Source organism: Pseudomonas sp. Tun-23181, assembly GCF_057415455.1.
Window position 1 is genome coordinate 579,450 of record NZ_CM171630.1, and the last position, 17,281, is coordinate 596,730.

Here is a 17,281-nt window from a genome sequence, read left to right on the forward strand (position 1 = left end):
TCTGTACGTGATAGAGAGTCTCAAGGATGAGTCACTTGTAACGCCAAAATACAGCGTGACGTTAACGCCGGAAAATTGACTTTCTCGGCTTGTGATTTGTTACAGGGGTGCTACGGTTTGAAGGGAAAACCATGACCGGAGTGGCCGAATCATGCGCGCAGGGATCAAGGGATTGTTGCTGGTCGCCTACCTGGCGAGCTTCCACACGTATTACCAGGAGCGGATGGAAGCACTGGGCATCGGCCCGGCATTGCTGATGTACCTGGGGCTGTTCGCGATCACGACCGTGGCCTTGCTGTTGGCGGCCTGGATACGCCCGGCCTGGGTACGCTGGCCACTGGCCGTGGCGTTGACGGCCAGTGCGGTGTTCTTCGATGCCTACACCCGCATCACCGATTCGTACCTGACTTACAGCGCGTTCGTCTCCATGGTCTATTCCGGCGGCTTCATCCACGAGGCGCTGCAGCAGTACCAGCAGGCGATCAGCGTGGCCCTGGCCAAGGGGCTTTTGCTGCTGTTCGGCATCGGCCTGCGGCCGGGCGCCGTGCCGCGTTTGCCACGGCTGGTGCCGGTCGCGGCACCGTTGCTGGCCTTGCTGCTGCTGATCGGCATCCTGTTCGTGCGTGCCGGCGAAGGTGCCCGTGGCCTGCCGGTGATGTACACGCCGCTGGCCTACCTGAGCCTGTTCACCTACGAGTCGCTGCACGACAGCGTCGGGCCGCGCCAGCCGGTGACCCTGGCCCGTTCGGGGTCGCCCCTGGCACGGGACATCGTGCTGGTGATCGACGAAAGCGTCGCCGGCAACTACCTGGACCTGAACACCCCGGCGGGGGTCACCAGTCACCTGGCCCAGGCGCAGCCCGGGGTGGAGATCTTCAACTACGGCTATGCGGCGGCGGTGGCCAACTGCAGTGCCGACACCAACGTTACCTTGCGCTATGGCGGGACCCGCGCCGATTACCTGCGGATCAACTCGACCGGCCCATCGATCTGGCAGTACGCCAAGCAGGCGGGGCTGGGCACGGTCTACATCGATGGGCAACGTACCGGCGGCAAGCTGCAGAACCTGATGACCGAAACCGAGAAGCGCGACATCGACCGCTTCGTGCAGTTCGACGACACGCCGGTGATGCAGCGCGATATGGCCGCGTTGCAGACACTGGTGCAGCTGCTGCGGGACGACCAGGCACAGTTGATCGTGATCAACAAGGTCGGCGCCCACTTCCCGGTGCACGACAAGTACCCCGACGCATTCATGCAGTACCAGCCGGCGCTGCCGCGTGGGCGCTTCGCCGACGTTGCCGACACCGGCACCCGCGAAGGTTTCGATGGCCGGCCGCAGGACTGGGTGCTGTATCGCAACTCGTACCGTAACAGCCTGCTGTGGAGCGTGGGCGAGTTCTTTCGGCGCCTGTTCGCCGAGGGCGACCTGAGCCAGGCGGTGGTGATCTATACCTCCGACCATGGGCAGGACCTGCATGAGCGGGGCGATCCGGGGTTGAACACCCATTGCGGCAGCGACCCGGTGGCGGAGGAGGGGTTGGTGCCATTGGTGGTGATCCAGGGCCAGGGGGTGAAGTCGCTCGACTGGCGCGCGCACCTGGGCGACAACCACAACGCTTCCAGCCACTACAACATCTTCCCGACCCTGCTGAGCCTGATGGGGTATGACCGGGCAGGGGTGACGGCGATGTACGGGCGGGCGCTGGATGTGGCGACCGAGGACCCCTTCACCTTCAACGTGCGATTCAATGCGCGGCTGGGGGCGAAGCCGGATTTCCGGCGTATCGACCTGGGGCGGATCGTGACGCCCAAGCCGGACAAGGTGATCGCGGTGCAGTAGTCATCCTGGGGCCAGGTGCCATCCCGAGGTCATTAGGGCCGCTTCGCGCCCCAAAAGGGGACAGCACCGCGTCACGCCAACGCCAGGGGATGCAACGCCCGGAACCCTTGTGCCTCTTCCACCAGCCAGTCATGCACCGCCCGTGCCCCCGGTTGGCCCAGGCCCCCCGGCGGGTAGTGCAGCATGTAGCGCTTGTGATTGGCGATCGGCATGCCGAACGGCACGATCAGCGCCCCGCGCTCGAGCTCGTCGTTGAGCAGGGTGCGCCGGGCGATGGCCACACCGACCCCGGCAATGGCTGCCTCGATGGTCAGGTGGTTGCGGTTGAAGGTGTGCCCGCGGCGCACATCCAGCCCACCTGCGCCGATGCTCTGCAGGTAGAACTCCCATTCGGCGTATTCCGAGCTGCCACGCCAGGCGGTGATGTCGTGCAGCAATGGGTAGTGCACCAGGTCCGCAGGGCCATGCAGGGGCGGGCGCCCGCGCAGCAGGGCCGGCGAGCACACCGGGAAGATCTGCTCCTCCAGCAGCGGGGTCGAGCGCATGCCCGGGTAGCTGCCATCGTTGAGGTCGATGGCCAGGTCGAAATCGTCCGGGTGCAAGGCCTGGTTGCTGTCCTCGGCCACCAGGCGCAGCTCGATGTCCGGGTAGCGCTGCTGGAAGCGCGGCAGGCGGGGTGTCAGCCACTTGGCCAGGAACGAGGGGATCGATCGCAGGCGCAGGGTGCCGCGGATCTCGCCGGCATCCAGGCGCAGCAGTTCGGCTTCGATGCTGCCATAGGCTTCGGTCACCGTCTGCGCCAGGCGCTGGCCCTCGGCGCTCAGCTCCACGCCACGGGCCCGGCGCAGGAACAGGCGGTAGCCCAGGCGCTCCTCCAATTGGCGCATCTGCTGGCTGACGGCACCGGGGGTGATGTGCAGTTCCTCGGCGCAGCGGGTGAACGACAGGTGCCGCGCCGCGCAGGAGAATACATGCAGCCAGACGAACAGCTGGCCATTGAGTTGTCGTCGCATCGTTTAGTTAGGCTAAAGCCTTGCTTAGGAACTTTCGTTGGTCATTGGCGGGTGTGCGCGGCAGTATCGCGCAAATTCGCAATACCGTTCAATTTTTCCAGAGAGCCGTGTCACGGCGCAGTCGCCCGTCACGGTCAGGCATTAGCATGGCTATCAGTGTTTTCGACCTTTTCAAGATTGGCATCGGCCCCTCCAGCTCCCATACCGTCGGCCCGATGCGTGCCGCGGCCACTTTCGCCCAAGCCCTGCGCGAGCGCGGGCTGCTGGCGCAGGTGAGGCGTGTCGAGGTGCGCCTGTACGGCTCGCTGTCGGCCACCGGCGTTGGCCATGCCACCGACCGTGCCTGCCTGCTTGGCCTGATGGGCCAGTGGCCGGACCGTATCGAGCCGCAGAGCATCGAGCCACGCATCGAGCAGTTGCTGGATACGCAGCGGCTGATGCTCGACGGCAGTCACCCGGTGGCCTTCCAGTATGCCCGTGACCTGCTGCTGCTCGACGAGAACCTGCCGTACCACCCCAACGCCATGCGCTTGCACGCCTTTGGCGAGCACGGGCAGCGCTTCAGCCAGACCTACTATTCCATCGGCGGTGGCTTCATCGTCGAGCAAGGCGAGATCGATGCCCCCGAGGCCAATGCCGACCCGGTGCGCCTGCCCTATGAATTTTCCAGCGCCGCAGAGCTTCTGGCGCTGTGCAGGGCGCACCGGCTCAGCGTCAGCCAACTGATGCTGGCCAACGAATGCGCCTGGCGACCGCAGGCCGAGGTGCGCGAGGGCTTGCTGAAGATCTGGGCGGCGATGGGCGAGTGCGTCGCCAACGGCCTGCGCAACGAGGGCATCCTGCCTGGGGGGCTCAAGGTCAGGCGCCGCGCTGCACGCTTGCACCGCAGCCTGCAGGAGGCGGGCAAGCCCAACGTGATCGGCTCGACCCTGAGCGCCATGGAATGGGTCAACCTGTTCGCCTTGGCCGTCAACGAAGAGAACGCCGCCGGCGGGCGCATGGTCACCGCGCCCACCAATGGCGCGGCCGGCATCATCCCGGCCGTGTTGCACTACTACATGAAGTTCAACCCCGGCGCCAGCGACGACGATGTGGTGGCGTTCCTGCTGGCCGCGGCGGCGGTGGGCATCCTGTGCAAGAAGAACGCCTCGATCTCCGGCGCCGAAGTCGGTTGCCAGGGCGAGGTCGGTTCGGCCTGCGCCATGGCCGCCGCGGGCCTGGCCGAGGTGCTCGGGGCGACCCCGGCGCAGTTGGAGAACGCCGCCGAGATCGCCCTGGAACACAACCTGGGGCTGACCTGCGACCCGGTCGGCGGCCTGGTCCAGGTGCCGTGCATCGAGCGCAACGCCATCGCCGCGGTCAAGGCGATCAATGCGGTGCAGATGGCCCTGCGCGGCGACGGCGAGCACTTCATCTCCCTCGACCAGGTGATCCGCACGATGCGCGATACCGGCGCAGACATGCACGACAAGTACAAGGAAACCTCGCGTGGCGGCCTGGCCGTGGCCTTCGTCGAGTGTTGATGGAGCCAGAAAAATGACGATTCGCGCCAGGGTTTTTCAAAGGTTACCCTGGCTAGGTGTACGATTGTCGGGTTTTTGACTTTTCGCCTTGGCGAGCGCGCAAATCCAGCCTACAACTGTGAGATGGCACATTGCCTCTGGGCATCCGTCTCCAAAACCTAGGGAAGGCTTGGCGCATGACTCGTGAAAAGTACCGCACCGATATCGACGGCTTGCGCGCGGTGGCGGTGATCGCCGTCTTCGTGCATCACCTCAATACCGCGTGGCTGCCGGGCGGCTTCATCGGTGTCGACATCTTCTTCGTGATCTCCGGTTTCCTCATCACCTCCCAGGTCTTCGCCGAAGTGCGCGAAGGCCGCTTTTCCCTCAGGCGGTTCTACCAAAGGCGGATCAACCGTATCGTGCCGGCGCTGGCCACCGTGCTGCTGGCCAGCGTGGTGGTCGGCGCCTTCCTGCTGTCGCCGGTCGACCTGATGCGGCTCAACGCCACGGCGTTGTTTTCCCTGCTGGGGGTGTCGAACTTCTATATCTGGATCACGTACGGCAACTACTTCGCCGCCGACGCCAGCGAAGCGCCTTTGCTGCACACCTGGTCGCTGGGCATCGAGGAGCAGTTCTACGTGGTCTGGCCGCTGCTGGTGGTGCTGGTGTACCGGCTGGCTCCCCGCCACCTGCTGCTGGTGCTGGGCGTGGGGGTGGCGCTGGCCGTGGCGTTCTCCCACTACGCCACCGGGATGTTCGCCACGGCGTCCTACTACCTGCTGCCCACGCGCTTCTTCGAGCTGATGCTCGGGGGTTGGCTGGGCCTGTACCTGCAGCAGCCACGGGCCATCGGTCGTGTGCGTGCCGGGGTGTGCACGGTGCTTGGCTACCTGCTGATCGGCGTATCGCTGGCATGGCTCGGCGAAGGTGCGCCGTTCCCTGGTCTCAACGCACTCTGGCCCTGCCTGGGTGCGGCCTTGCTGATCTACGCCGGGGCGGGTGGGGCACGGTCGCCGTTGTTGAGTAGCCGGCCGATGGTGTTCATCGGGCTGATCTCCTACTCCCTGTACCTGTGGCATTGGCCGTTGATCGCCTACCTCAACTACTTGGGCGTCCCCATTACCCTGGGCGTGGGCGGCGCCGTGGTGGTGGTCGCGGTGCTGCTGTCCTGGCTGTCCTGGCGCTATGTCGAGGTGCCGATGCGCCGCAGCGGGGTGCAGCTGCGCTTTGCCCAGGTGTTCTTCCGGCGCTTCGCGGTGCCGGCGCTGGGCTTGGTGCTGGTGGCAGGGGTGACCCAGCAGTTCGAAGGGTTCCCGCAGCGCTTCAGTGCCAAGGTCGAGAGCCTGGAGGCCATGACCTTGAGCAAGCCTGCCGAGATCCGCCGGGGCTGCCATGTGGTCAATGCCCTGTACACCACCGGGCCCAAGGACGACTGCCGCCTGGGTGCCGAGAAGCCGGCCATCGACGGCATCCTGGTGGGTGACTCCTTCGCCAACCATTTCTCGGGCATGGTGGACATCCTGGCGCGGCCAGACAACATCAGCCTGATGGACTACACCATCGACAACTGCCTGCCGGTGCTCGGCTACACCGGCGGCATGTCGCCTGTGTACGCGGCCCATTGCGACTTGCGCAATGCGCGGGTGTTCGACCTGATCGAGCGCAACCGCTACCGCTATGTGGTGCTGGCGGGCAGCTGGCCGCGCGACGAAGCGGCCAAGGGCATCATCGAGGACAGCATCCGCCATGCCGTGGAGCACAGCGGCCAGGTCATCGTGATCCTCAACAACCAGCCCATCGACAAGGCCGCCACCTGCCCGATCCGTCGGCTAATGTTCGACCTGCAGCGCCAGTGCGAGACCGACGAAAGCAGCCGGCCCCACTACTGGGCGCAGATCCGCGCCAAGTACCCCCAGGTGCGCTTCATCGACCCCAACCAGGTGATCTGCCCGGGCCAGCGTTGCAGCCCGTTGATCGACGGCAAGCTGCTGTACCTGGACAACGCCCACCTCAACGAGGTCGGCTCGCGCTTCATCGGCCAGACGCTGCTGGAGCGGGGGTACTCGTTGTTGCGTGACCCTGTGGGGCGGTCGTGACCGGCTGTCGAGTGCGTCCTGCGGGGCGGGTGATGGGCTGATTTCCTACATGGTTCTCTGAAATACCAGGCTTTGGCTTTTTGATCATTTCTGGAAAATATGCCCGTTACGGGCATATGTCGGATCCGTGGTGAGCGAAAGCTTTGCGGATGCCCTGGCCAGCAGTGTGATGGAGGTCTGTTGTGACCAGCAAACTGATTGAATCCTTGCGCGACGACCTGTCCGCTCTCCACGAGACCGGAGCCGTTGGCAAGGTCACGATGCGTGAATTCGAAGCGATCTGCCCGGCGCCGGTTCGCGACTTCAGTGCGCTCGATATCAGGCGGTTGCGCGAGACGCTCAATTTCAGTCAGCCGGTGTTCGCACTGCACCTGCACACCTCGACTTCGACCATTCGCAAATGGGAGCAGGGTGAAACGCGTCCTGCGGGGCCTGCCTTGAAGTTGCTCAATGTCATCGCCGACAAGGGGCTGCACGCCATTCTCTGAGGTTGCTCGACCTCGTCGCGAGACGCCGGCGGGGCCCAGGGTTCGTCAGGCTGCTGACGCTCCCCAGGGCCCCGAACTGCGGTAAACGAATTGACCGTACAGGCCGCTAGCCGAGCACCTCGCGCAACCGATACCACAGCATCCCCAGCGCCAACAGCGGCGAGCGCAGCGCCTTGCCGCCGGGGAAGGTCAGGTGTGGCACGGCGCTGAATACATCCAGGCCCTGGCTGTGGCCGACGGCGATGGCCTCGGCCAGCAACTTCGCGGTCCAGTGGGTGACGTTCAGGCCATGGCCGGAATAGCCTTGGGCGTAATAGACGTTGGGGTGCTGGCTCAGCCGGCCGACCTGGGGGAACCGGTTGGCGGTGATGCCTATCATGCCGCCCCACTGGTAGTCGATGCGCACGTCGGCCAGTTGCGGGAACACCTTGAGCACCTTCGGTCGCATGTAGGCGCCGATGTCCTTCGGGTCGCGCCCGGAATAGTGACAGGCACCGCCGAACAACAGGCGCCGGTCGGCGGTCAGGCGGTAGTAGTCCAGGCCCACTTTCTGGTCGCACAGGGCCATGTTCTGGGGGATCAGCGTGCGCGCGATGCGCTCGGGCAGCGGCTCGGTGGCCACCACGTAGCTGCCGGCTGGCAGCACCTTGCCGCTCAGGCGCGGCTCCAGCTCGTCCAGGTGGGCATTGCAACCCAGCACCAGGCTCTGCGCCCGGACCTTGCCGTGGGCGCAGTGCAGGGTCACGGTGCTGCCGTGCTCGATGCGCAGCACCGGGCTGCGCTCGAACAGGCGGGCGCCGAGCCCGTGCGCTGCACGTGCCTCGCCCTGCACCAGGTCGAGCGGGTGCAGGTGGCCCGAGCCCATGTCCACCAGGCCACCGGCGTACTGGTCGCTGGCGACCACCTCATGGATGCGCTCGGGGCCGACCAGGCGTGTCTCGTGGGCGTAGCCGAGGGCTGCCAGGTCGTCCAGTTCGTGCTGGAAGGCGGCGAACTGCGCGGGGGTGTTGGCCAGCTCGCAGAAACCCCAGCGCAGGTCGCAGGCGATGCCGTACTGCTCGATGCGCCGGGCCACCAGCGCCACCGAGTCGATCCCGGCCTGTTGCAGGTAGCGCACGCCGTCCTGGCCGACGTAGCGGGCGAACCCGCTGACGTCGTGGCCGATGCCGCGGATCAGTTGGCCGCCGTTGCGCCCGCTGGCGCCCCAGCCGATGCGCCGGGCCTCCAGGAGGATCACCGAGAGGCCGCGTTCGGCCAGTTCCAGGGCGGTGTTGACCCCGGTCAGGCCGCCGCCGACCACGCAGACATCGGCGCTCAGCTCGCCTTCGAGCTTGGGGTAGGGCGCCAGGTCGCGCGCCGTGGCGGCGTAGTAGGAGGTCGTGTGTTCGTAGGTCTGGGACATGGTGCGGGCTCGGCTTAGCGGTTGGATTTGATCTTGCTCCAGGAGCGGGTCATGAGCCGCATGATCTTCGGGCTCTGGGTGTTGGAGACGTACAGCTTGTCCAGCACCTCCTGGGGCGGGTAGATCTCGGGGTTGTCCACCAGCGACGCGTCCATGTAGGCCTTGGCGTCCGGGTTGGCGTTGGCGTAGCCAACGGCAGCGCTGACCTTGGCGATCACCTGCGGGTCGAGCAGGTAGTCGATGAAGGCCAGGGCCTGTTCGGGGTTGTTGGCGTCCTTGGGAATGGCCAGCAGGTCGAACCACAGGTTGCTGCCTTCCTTGGGAATGCTGTAGGCGACCTTCACCCCGTTGTTGGCCTCCAGCGCGCGGTTGGCCGCCTGGAACACGTCGCCGGAGTAGCCGAAGGCCACGCAGACATCGCCGTTGGCCAGGTCCGAGACGTACTTGGAGGAATGGAAGTAGGTGACGTACGGGCGCAGCTCCAGCAGCTTGGCCTCGGCCTTGGCATAGTCGGCAGGTGCCTCGCTGTTCGGGTCCATGCCCAGGTAGTGGAGCATGGCCGGGAACATCTCGTCGGGCGAGTCCATGAAGGCCACGCCGCACTGCTTGAGCTTCTTCAGGTTCTCTGGCTCGAACAGCACCGCCCAGGAGTCGATGCGCTCGATGCCCAGCACCGCCTTGACCTTGTCGACGTTGTAGCCGATGCCATTGGTGCCCCACAGGTAGGGCACGGCATAGGTGTTGCCCGGGTCGTTGCGTTCCAGTTGCTTGAGCAACGTCGGGTCCAGGTGCTTCCAGTTCGGCAGCTTGCTGCGTTCCAGCGGCATGAAGGCGCCGGCCTGGGCCTGGCGGGCGAGGAAATGGTTGGAAGGCACCACCACGTCGTAGCCGGTGCGCCCGGCCAACAGCTTGCCCTCCAGGGTCTCGTTGGAGTCGAACACGTCGTAGATCACCTTGATCCCGCGGCTGGCCTGGAAGTCGGCCAGGGTGGTGTCACCGATGTAGTCGGTCCAGTTGTACACGCTGACCGTCGGCTGGGCCTGGGCGGTCGCGCCGAACAGCAGGGTGAGTGCGGTGGGAATCAGGGGTGGTAAATGACGCATGTCGACACCTCGTTGGTCTTGTTCTTGGGTTCGGTGTAACAGGGGCTGCGCTGCAGCCCATCGCCGGCCAGCCGGCACCCACGGCGCCCTGGGCAGGGCGCATGACGGGTGGGCACCGCTGGCCCTGTGGATCAGACGCTCAGCAGCAGGAACTCACGCTCCCACGAGCTGATCACGCGCTTGAAGTTCTCGTGCTCGGCGCGCTTGACCGCCACGTAGCCACGGACGAACTGGCGGCCCAGGTAACGCTGCAGGGTCTGGCAGTCCTCCATGTGCTGCAGGGCGTCCTCGATGGTGATCGGCAGGCGCAGGTTGCGCCGCTCGTAGGCCCGGCCCTGGACCGGCGCGCTGGGCTCGATGCGCTCGACCATGCCCAGGTAGCCGCACAGCAGGCTCGCGGCGATCGCCAGGTAGGGGTTGGCGTCGGCGCCGGGCAGGCGGTTTTCCACGCGCATGGCCTCGGGGCTGGAGGTGGGGACGCGCAGGCCGGCGGTGCGGTTTTCCTCGCCCCACTCGACGTTCACCGGCGCCGAGGTGTCCGGCAGGAAGCGGCGGAACGAGTTGACGTTCGGCGCGAACATCGGCAGCACCTTGGGGATGTACTTCTGCAGGCCGCCGATGTGGTGCAGGAACAGCTCGCTCATGCTGCCGTCATCGTTGGCGAACACCGGCTTGCCGGTGGCGATGTCGACCACGCTCTGGTGCAGGTGCATGGCGCTGCCCGGCTCGTCGGTGATCGGCTTGGCCATGAAGGTGGCGGTGACATTGTGCTTGAGCGCCGCCTCGCGCAGGGTGCGCTTGAACACGGTGATCTGGTCGGCAAGGTCGAGGGCGTCGCCATGACGGAAGTTGATCTCCATCTGTGCCGGGCCGTCCTCGTGGATCAGCGTGTCCAGGTCCAGTCCCTGGAGTTCGCACCAGTCGTAGACGTCCTCGAACAGCGGGTCGAACTCGTTGGCCGCGTCGATGGAGAACGACTGGCGGCCGCTTTCGGCGCGGCCCGAGCGGCCCAGCGGGGCCAGCAGGGGCAGGTCCGGGTCTTCGCAGCGCTGGGTCAGGTAGAACTCCATTTCCGGCGCCACGATCGGTTGCCAGCCCTGGTCGGCGTACAGCTTGAGGACTTTCTTGAGGACGTTGCGCGGCGACAGCTCGATGGGGTTGCCCTGCTTGTCGAACGTATCGTGGATGACGATGGCGGTGGGTTCGAGGGCCCAGGGAATCTGGTACACCGCGGCCGGGTCGGGGCGGCAGACCATGTCGATGTCGGCCGGGTCGAGCAGGTCGTAGTAGATATCGTCGTCGACGTAGTCGCCGGTGACCGTCTGCAGCAGCACGCTCTCGGGCAGGCGCATGCCACGCTCGTGGAGGAACTTGGCGGTGGGCGCGATCTTGCCGCGGGCGATGCCGGTCAGGTCGCTGATCACGCATTCGACTTCGGTGATCCGGTGTTCTTTCAGCCAGGCGGACAGCTGATCGAAGGGGGCGTTCATACAGACCTCTTGGTTGGGTTTTGGTGGCACTTCGCGCAGGAAACTTCCCAGGAAAAGCGCTGAGGGCTATCTTGTCCGCAGCCCCCTGGGTGGATCTATCCACTTTTTTTCTCGATGAATGCACCAAAAGAGTGCATGAAGGATGCCGCGTGACAACGCCCAATGCCTTGCAGGTCCAGGCTTTCCATACCCACGACGTGACCGAACAGGTGCGCGTGACCCCCGGTTGGCAGCAGCAATACCGGCAGATGTCCCCGGGGCATTTCAATGGTCAACTGCGCTGCCTGTGGCTCGATGGCGTGGAGGTCTACGAGGAATGCCTGAACACCCGGGTCGAGCAGTTCTTCCACGCCCCGAGCGGTGCCCTGGCGTTCTGCTTCGACCGCAGCGACAACAGCCTGTACCTGCTCAACGAAGACAGCCGCAACATCTGGATCACTCCGGAGAACTACCAAGAAGTGGCGGTGGTGTTCGACCAGACGTTTCTGGCCCGCCATGGTCTGGACCTGGCGCGCCTGGAAGGTTTGTTCATGGTGCCGCTGGGCAGTGGGCAGAATGCCTTGTTCGGCAGTTGGCTGAGCGCGACCCTGACGCGTCTGGCCGGTGCCGACTGCCCGCTGCAAGGGCAGGCCCTGGCCGAGCAACTGCTGGAAGATTGCCTGTTCATCCTCGACAACGCCTGCCAGCGCCTGCAAGGGCAGGCCCTGGGCCGGCGTGACGAGGAGCGGGCGATCATGCGCCGGGTCAGCGAGTGGGCCGCCGACTGCCCGGAAGAAACCCTCAACCTGGTCGAGCTGGCGCAGGTGGCCGGGGTTTCCCTGCGCCAGTTGCAGCAGGCCTTCAAGGCGTTCACCGGCATGCCCCCGGCGCACTGGCTGCGCTTGCGCAGGCTCAACGGCGCACGGCGCGACCTGCTGCGGGGGGATGCGCAGGTCACCGTGGCCGAGGTGGCCATGCGCTGGTCGTTCTGGCACCTGGGACGGTTTTCCGACAGCTACCGGCAGTTGTTCCGGGAGTTGCCGAGCGAGACCTTGAAGCGTAGGCGGGGGTGAGGGGGCCAGGGTCCATCTGGGGCCGCGATGCGGCCCCGGTCGGAATCAGTTGCGATCCAGCCACACCGTCTGCACGTTGCAGAACTCGCGCACGCCGAAGTGCGACAGCTCTCGCCCGAAGCCGCTTTTCTTCACGCCACCGAAGGCCACGCGGGGGTCGGAGGCACAGTAGCCGTTGATGAACACGCCACCGGTGTCCAGCGCCTCGGTCATGCGCTCGGCCAGGGTCAGGTCGGCGGTGTAGATCGTCGAGGCCAGGCCGAACTCGCTGTCGTTGGCCAGCTCCACTGCGTGGTCGGCATCGCGGGCGCTGATGATCGCTGCCACCGGGCCGAACAGCTCCTGCCTGAAGGCCGTCATGGCCGGCGTCACGTCGGCGAAGACCGTCGGGGCGTAGAAGTTGCCGGTACCCTCGAGCTTGTGACCGCCGAGCAGCAGGGTGGCGCCTTCGGCCAGGGTGGCCTGGACCTGGCCGTCCAGCTCGTCGCGCAGGTCATAGCGGGCCATCGGGCCGATGTAGGTATCGTCCTCCAGCGGGTTGCCGACCTTCAGCTGGCGCGTGGCCTCGACGAACCGGCGGGTGAACTCCTCGACGATGCTGGCCTCGACGATCAGGCGCTTGGCCGCGGCGCAGACCTGGCCGGTGTTCTGGTAGCGACCGATGACAGCGGCCTTGACCGCCGCATCCAGGTCCGCATCGGCCAGGACGATGAACGGATCGCTGCCCCCCAGCTCGAGCACGCACTTCTTCAGCGCAGCGCCGGCCTGGGCACCGATGGCCATGCCGGCGCGTACGCTGCCCGTCAGGGTGACGGCGGCGATGCGTGGGTCCTGGATGGCACGGGTGACGCCTTCCGGGGCGACATTGATCACCTCGAACACGCCCTCGGGCAGCCCGGCCTGCTTGAACAGCTCCAGCAGTAGGTAGGCGCTGCCCATCACGTTCGGCGCATGCTTGAGCACGTAGGTGTTACCGGCCAGCAATGCCGGGACCGCGCCACGCAGGACTTGCCAGAGCGGGAAGTTCCACGGCATCACCGCCAGGATCGGGCCCAGCGGGCGGTATTCGATGCGGGCCTTGTCGATCTGGGTCGGTTCCGGCGCGAGCATGGCCGGGCCGTGCTCGGCGTACCACTGGCACAGGCCGACGCACTTGCTCACTTCGCCACGGGCCTGGGTGATCGGCTTGCCGATCTCGCGGGCGATCATCTGCGCGAAGGCTTCCTGGTTGGCCAGCAGGGCGGTCGCCAGGGCGAGCAGGTATTCGCTGCGCTGACCCAGCGACACTCGGCGCCACTGGGCAAAGCCTGCCTTGGCGCGTTGCAGCGCCGCTTCCAGTGCGGCGTCGGTGTCGAAGGGATAGTGGCCGATCCGTTCGCCGCTGTACGGGTCGACGGAAATGGCATGGGTCAGGCTGCTGATCTCGCTCATGGCGGGCTCCTCGTTGTTGTATCCGACTGGCGCCCAGACTAGTGGTGTGCGGCTTTAATGAAAACTGAATAATAATGAGCGGAACATTCACGATTGGAGAAAGACCGTGGACCTGGTGCAACTGGAGATCTTCAAGGCCGTGGCCGAGCATGGCAGCATCAGCGCCGCTGCCCAGCATATCCATCGGGTGCCGTCGAACCTGACCACCCGTATCAAGCAGTTGGAAGAAGACCTGGGCGTGGCGTTGTTCATCCGCGAGAAGAGCCGTCTGCGCCTGTCGCCGGCTGGCTGGAACTTCCTCGAATACACCCGGCGCATCCTCGACCTGGTGCACGAGGCGCGGCTGACCGTGGCGGGGGAGGATCCCCAGGGTACCTTCGCCCTCGGCTCGCTGGAGAGTACCGCGGCAGTGCGCATCCCGGGCCTGCTGGCGGCCTACAACCAGCGCTACCCCAAGGTCGACCTGGACCTGTCCACCGGCCCCTCGGGGACCATGCTCGAAGGCGTGCTGTCGGGGCGCTTGGTGGCGGCCTTCGTGGATGGCCCGGTGCTGCATCCGACCCTCGAGGGCATGCCGGTGTTCGAGGAGGAGATGGTCATCATCGCGCCGCTCAACCACGCCCCGGTGGGCCGCGCCCGTGACGTCAACGGCGAGAACATCTATGCCTTTCGCGCCAACTGCTCGTACCGCCATCACTTCGAGAACTGGTTCGTCCAGGACAACGCCGTGCCGGGCAAAATCCACGAGATGGAGTCCTATCACGGCATGCTCGCCTGCGTCAGCGCCGGTGCGGGCCTGGCACTGATGCCACGCAGCATGCTCGACAGCATGCCCGGCTGCAGCACGGTGAGCGTCTGGCCGTTGTCGGAGGACTTCCGCTACCTCAAGACCTGGCTGGTATGGCGGCGGGGCACGGTGTCGCGCAGCCTGAGCATGTTCGTCAAGCTGCTGGAGGAGCGCCGGGCCGCCTGACCGACGGCCCGCCATGGTTCGAACGCAGCGGCCCTGGGGGCGTCGAACAGGGTGTAGGCCAATGTCAGTCAGTTAAGCGGCGCTTTGTCATTTTGGGGCTACCTTGCAGCCCATCGCCGGCAAGCCGGCTCCCACAGGGACTGCGGCGACCACACATGATGCGGTTTGCACGGACAGTGTGGGAGCCGGCTTGCCGGCGATGGGGCGCGAAGCGGCCCCAAATGACAACTGAAAGTCTTAACTGACCGGCATTGGGGTGTAGGCCATCTTCCGGGAGCCCCCCTCATGAGCCTGGATGCCCAGCTGCAAGCGTTGCACGACCGTGGCTATGCGCTGCTGCCCCGCGTCCTCGAACCCTTGCAGATCGCCTTGCTGCGTTGCGCCATCGATGACCTGCAACCGATCCATTGGGACTACCAGGGCCTGCTGGAACACTACAAGTGCGTGTTCAACCGCGACCCACTGTGGTTGCCGTTTCTCGACCTGCCGCCGGTGATCGCGCTGGCCGAGGCTGCGCTGGGCCAGGACTGCCATGTGATCGGCCAGACCGCCTGGCGCAGCCATCCCGGCTACCCGGGCATGGGCCTGCACCTGGACCACCTGCCCATGGCGCTGCCGGACTGGGTCCGCGCGCGGCAGGGCTTCAGCCTGCCGATGCAGATCCTCACCGCCCACCTGTACCTGTGTGACATCGACGAGGCCATCGGCCCGACCTGGATCGTGCCCGGCAGCCATCGCGCCGGGCGCCCGCCGCAGGCAGGCGAGGACAGTTGGCAGGGGCAGGACGCGCGCCCGGTCCTGTGCCAGGCGGGCGATGCATTGGTATTTCGCAGTGACGTCTGGCACAGCGGCGGCGCCAACAGCAGCGCCGGGCAGGTACGCGACATGCTCCAGGTGCACTACGGCCGGCGCATGGTGGCGCAGAAGTTCTCGCCGGACCTGGCATGGCAGTTCAATCCCGAGGTGCTGGCGGCGGCCACGCCACGGCAGCGGCGCCTGCTAGGGGAACATGAGGAGGCGGAGTACGACTGAGCGGGTCGGGAACTGTCATGCGCAAAAAGCGAAACTACTTACACAAATGGAACAGTGTGTCTTAGCCAATAGTGGCATATACCTTTCAACTTTCCGTTTATCTGGTCGATAATCCGAAAAGTATTACGCCTTGTTACCTGGCTGGATGCGCCGGGTTAAACAAGCGAGAACGAGGGGCACGAGCCCCCGATTGCCAACAGGCCGCAAGCCATGGGGGCTGGCCTGTCCGTGAAGACCATCAGGAGATGTCATTGATGAAAACCCGTCTCGCCGCTTCGTTGGCCGCCGCTGTGCTGGCTTTCGCCGGCGCCAGCCTGGCGCAGGCCGCCCAGGTTTCCGGCGCCGTTGGCGCCACCGGCCAGGGCGACATGACCTACCGTGTCGGCCTGTCGTTCGACTGGGACAAGAAGTGGTTCGAAAGCAACACCGGCCACCTGACCGGCTACTGGGATGCGGCCTACACCTATTGGGAAGGTGGCGAGGCCAGCGGCGCCCATTCGCTGTCGTTCAGCCCGGTGTTCGTCTATGAGTTCAGCGGTTTCACCTACACCCCGTTCATCGAGGCCGGTATCGGCCTGGCGGCGTTCTCCAAGACCGACGTCGGCGACCAGCGCCTGGGCTCGTCGGTCAACTTCGAGGACCGCCTCGGCTTCGGCCTGAAGCTGCCGGGCGAGCAGAAGGTCGGCTTGCGTGCGATCCACTATTCCAACGCTGGCCTCAAGCAGCCGAACGACGGCATCGAGTCGTACTCGCTGTACTACAGCAAGGGCTTCTGATCGGCGTTGCTCCCCAGGATGGGAGCGTTGGGGCCGCTTCGCGCCCCATCGCTGGCAAGCCCCACAAATTTGGCGCCGACCTCAAGAACGGCGCGGCCCTGGGAGCCGGCTCGCCGGCGATGGGCTGCACAGCAGCCCCCTATCGCTTGCTGACCGGCATGGGACCAGCCGCCTCAGCGCACCGCTTTGATCGCCAATACGTTGCACAGCGAATGCTCGATCACATGGGCCGTGGTCCCGCCGAGGAAGGTCTGCATGGCATCGTGGCGGTGGTTGCCCATGACGATCACATCCATCCGGCTCTGGCCGACGAACTGGGCGATCGCCCGGATGGCCGGCCCTTCGAGGAAATGCCGGCGCTCCAGGTCGATCTGGTGATGATCGCCCAGGCGGTTGAAGGCTGTGCGCTGCGCTGTGCGTACGCTGGCGTCGAAACCGGGCATGGTCACCGTGCCGGCACCGAAATCGGCGATATGGGTCTTGGCCGCGTCGCACACGTGCAGCAGGTGCAGCTCGGCGTTGCATTGCAAGGCCAGGGCATGGGCACTGCGGATCACCTGCTCGTCCAGGTGCTCGCCGGCGCCATGGCTGTTGAGGTCGACAGCAGCGGCGATCTGCCGGGGCAAGGGCAGGCGGATCTCGCTGACCAGGTGCACGGCGACCGGGCTGTCCTTGAGCAGTTGCCAGTCCAGCGGCGTGACCAGCAAGCGCTTGAGCACCGGTTCGTGCTGCACGTCCTTGACCAGCAGGTCGCATCCCAGCCGCTCGACCTGTTCCAGCACGCTGGCCAACGGGTCGCGGGTCAGCAGCAGTTCGGTGGACACGTCCAGGCCGGCGGTGCGCAGTTGTTCGGCCTCGTCGGCCAGCCATTGGCGATTGTGCTCGAGCAGTCGCTCGCGCTCGCGGCCATCGCTCATCAAGCCGAAGGTGTCGACATCGTCGACGAAGACGTTGATATCCAGCAACGCCCCGCTGGATTCGGCCAGCGCCGCCGCCCGCTGCAGGGCGGGTGTGTGGCGCATCTGCGGGCCAAGCATGACGAACAATCGCTTGAACTGGCTCATCTCACACCTCCAC

At 65.7% G+C, this 17,281-nt stretch carries 14 protein-coding genes; 8 read left to right on the plus strand and 6 right to left on the minus strand.

What is annotated here, in order from left to right; genetic code table 11:
* The first annotated feature begins 151 nt into the window (after positions 1–151).
* Positions 152–1,843, plus strand: coding sequence for a sulfatase-like hydrolase/transferase (locus tag ACDI39_RS03085; protein WP_225787941.1), 1,692 nt, complete (start codon positions 152–154; stop codon positions 1,841–1,843).
* Between the two features lie 71 nt (positions 1,844–1,914).
* Here ACDI39_RS03085 and ACDI39_RS03090 read toward each other — a convergent pair whose 3' ends face one another.
* On the minus strand, positions 1,915–2,856 hold the full coding sequence (locus tag ACDI39_RS03090) for a LysR substrate-binding domain-containing protein (RefSeq protein ID WP_225787940.1): 942 nt from the start codon (positions 2,854–2,856) through the stop codon (positions 1,915–1,917).
* A gap of 146 nt (positions 2,857–3,002) precedes the next feature.
* Here ACDI39_RS03090 and ACDI39_RS03095 point away from each other — a divergent pair, with 146 nt between their 5' ends.
* From ACDI39_RS03095 to ACDI39_RS03105, 3 genes are all read left to right on the plus strand, one after another.
* Positions 3,003–4,379: an L-serine ammonia-lyase gene (locus tag ACDI39_RS03095; RefSeq protein WP_253081390.1), complete on the plus strand. Its 1,377-nt coding sequence runs from the start codon at positions 3,003–3,005 to the stop codon at positions 4,377–4,379.
* 176 nt (positions 4,380–4,555) lie between these two features.
* Complete coding sequence (locus tag ACDI39_RS03100; RefSeq protein ID WP_225787938.1) at positions 4,556–6,457, plus strand: acyltransferase family protein; 1,902 nt, start codon at positions 4,556–4,558, stop codon at positions 6,455–6,457.
* Positions 6,458–6,639: 182 nt separating this feature from the next.
* Positions 6,640–6,945 carry a helix-turn-helix domain-containing protein gene (locus ACDI39_RS03105; RefSeq protein WP_225787937.1) on the plus strand — a complete coding sequence of 102 codons (306 nt, stop codon included), beginning with the start codon at positions 6,640–6,642 and terminating at the stop codon, positions 6,943–6,945.
* A gap of 106 nt (positions 6,946–7,051) precedes the next feature.
* On the opposite strand, the gene ACDI39_RS03110 is transcribed toward ACDI39_RS03105, so the two are convergent.
* From ACDI39_RS03110 to ACDI39_RS03120, 3 genes are all read right to left on the minus strand, one after another.
* Positions 7,052–8,347, minus strand: coding sequence for an NAD(P)/FAD-dependent oxidoreductase (locus ACDI39_RS03110; RefSeq protein ID WP_225787936.1), 1,296 nt, complete (start codon positions 8,345–8,347; stop codon positions 7,052–7,054).
* 14 nt (positions 8,348–8,361) lie between these two features.
* Positions 8,362–9,450 (minus strand): polyamine ABC transporter substrate-binding protein, encoded by a 1,089-nt coding sequence (locus tag ACDI39_RS03115; protein ID WP_225787935.1) that lies wholly within the window; start codon positions 9,448–9,450, stop codon positions 8,362–8,364.
* A gap of 131 nt (positions 9,451–9,581) precedes the next feature.
* The gene (locus ACDI39_RS03120) at positions 9,582–10,940 is read right to left on the minus strand and encodes a glutamine synthetase family protein (RefSeq protein ID WP_225787934.1); all 1,359 of its coding nucleotides are present in this window, start codon (positions 10,938–10,940) and stop codon (positions 9,582–9,584) included.
* A 149-nt stretch (positions 10,941–11,089) separates the two neighbouring features.
* Between ACDI39_RS03120 and ACDI39_RS03125 the strand changes: the two genes are divergently transcribed.
* Complete coding sequence (locus ACDI39_RS03125; protein WP_225787933.1) at positions 11,090–11,992, plus strand: helix-turn-helix domain-containing protein; 903 nt, start codon at positions 11,090–11,092, stop codon at positions 11,990–11,992.
* 45 nt (positions 11,993–12,037) lie between these two features.
* On the opposite strand, the gene ACDI39_RS03130 is transcribed toward ACDI39_RS03125, so the two are convergent.
* The gene (locus ACDI39_RS03130; RefSeq protein ID WP_486537617.1) at positions 12,038–13,423 is read right to left on the minus strand and encodes an aldehyde dehydrogenase family protein; all 1,386 of its coding nucleotides are present in this window, start codon (positions 13,421–13,423) and stop codon (positions 12,038–12,040) included.
* Between the two features lie 106 nt (positions 13,424–13,529).
* Between ACDI39_RS03130 and ptrR the strand changes: the two genes are divergently transcribed.
* From ptrR to ACDI39_RS03145, 3 genes are all read left to right on the plus strand, one after another.
* Positions 13,530–14,396, plus strand: coding sequence for a putrescine utilization regulator PtrR (ptrR, locus tag ACDI39_RS03135; RefSeq protein WP_225787931.1), 867 nt, complete (start codon positions 13,530–13,532; stop codon positions 14,394–14,396).
* Positions 14,397–14,681: 285 nt separating this feature from the next.
* Positions 14,682–15,428, plus strand: a complete 747-nt coding sequence (locus tag ACDI39_RS03140; protein WP_225787930.1) for a phytanoyl-CoA dioxygenase family protein — start codon at positions 14,682–14,684, stop codon at positions 15,426–15,428.
* 254 nt (positions 15,429–15,682) lie between these two features.
* Entirely contained in the window at positions 15,683–16,204 is a 522-nt protein-coding gene (locus tag ACDI39_RS03145) for an acyloxyacyl hydrolase (protein WP_225787929.1), read from the plus strand.
* A 173-nt stretch (positions 16,205–16,377) separates the two neighbouring features.
* On the opposite strand, the gene ACDI39_RS03150 is transcribed toward ACDI39_RS03145, so the two are convergent.
* Positions 16,378–17,268, minus strand: a complete 891-nt coding sequence (locus ACDI39_RS03150) for a universal stress protein (protein ID WP_225787928.1) — start codon at positions 17,266–17,268, stop codon at positions 16,378–16,380.
* Between the last annotated feature and the right edge of the window lie 13 nt (positions 17,269–17,281).

What these genes read in the sequence shown, in the direction of transcription:
- ACDI39_RS03085 (WP_225787941.1), top strand. Translation starts at nt 152, where the DNA reads ATGCGCGCAGGGATCAAGGGATTGTTGCTGGTCGCCTACCTGGCGAGC.
- ACDI39_RS03090 (WP_225787940.1), bottom strand. Translation starts at nt 2,856, where the DNA reads ATGCGACGACAACTCAATGGCCAGCTGTTCGTCTGGCTGCATGTATTC.
- ACDI39_RS03095 (WP_253081390.1), top strand. Translation starts at nt 3,003, where the DNA reads ATGGCTATCAGTGTTTTCGACCTTTTCAAGATTGGCATCGGCCCCTCC.
- ACDI39_RS03100 (WP_225787938.1), top strand. Translation starts at nt 4,556, where the DNA reads ATGACTCGTGAAAAGTACCGCACCGATATCGACGGCTTGCGCGCGGTG.
- ACDI39_RS03110 (WP_225787936.1), bottom strand. Translation starts at nt 8,347, where the DNA reads ATGTCCCAGACCTACGAACACACGACCTCCTACTACGCCGCCACGGCG.
- ACDI39_RS03115 (WP_225787935.1), bottom strand. Translation starts at nt 9,450, where the DNA reads ATGCGTCATTTACCACCCCTGATTCCCACCGCACTCACCCTGCTGTTC.
- ACDI39_RS03120 (WP_225787934.1), bottom strand. Translation starts at nt 10,940, where the DNA reads ATGAACGCCCCCTTCGATCAGCTGTCCGCCTGGCTGAAAGAACACCGG.
- ACDI39_RS03130 (WP_486537617.1), bottom strand. Translation starts at nt 13,423, where the DNA reads ATGAGCGAGATCAGCAGCCTGACCCATGCCATTTCCGTCGACCCGTAC.
- ACDI39_RS03140 (WP_225787930.1), top strand. Translation starts at nt 14,682, where the DNA reads ATGAGCCTGGATGCCCAGCTGCAAGCGTTGCACGACCGTGGCTATGCG.
- ACDI39_RS03145 (WP_225787929.1), top strand. Translation starts at nt 15,683, where the DNA reads ATGAAAACCCGTCTCGCCGCTTCGTTGGCCGCCGCTGTGCTGGCTTTC.
- ACDI39_RS03150 (WP_225787928.1), bottom strand. Translation starts at nt 17,268, where the DNA reads ATGAGCCAGTTCAAGCGATTGTTCGTCATGCTTGGCCCGCAGATGCGC.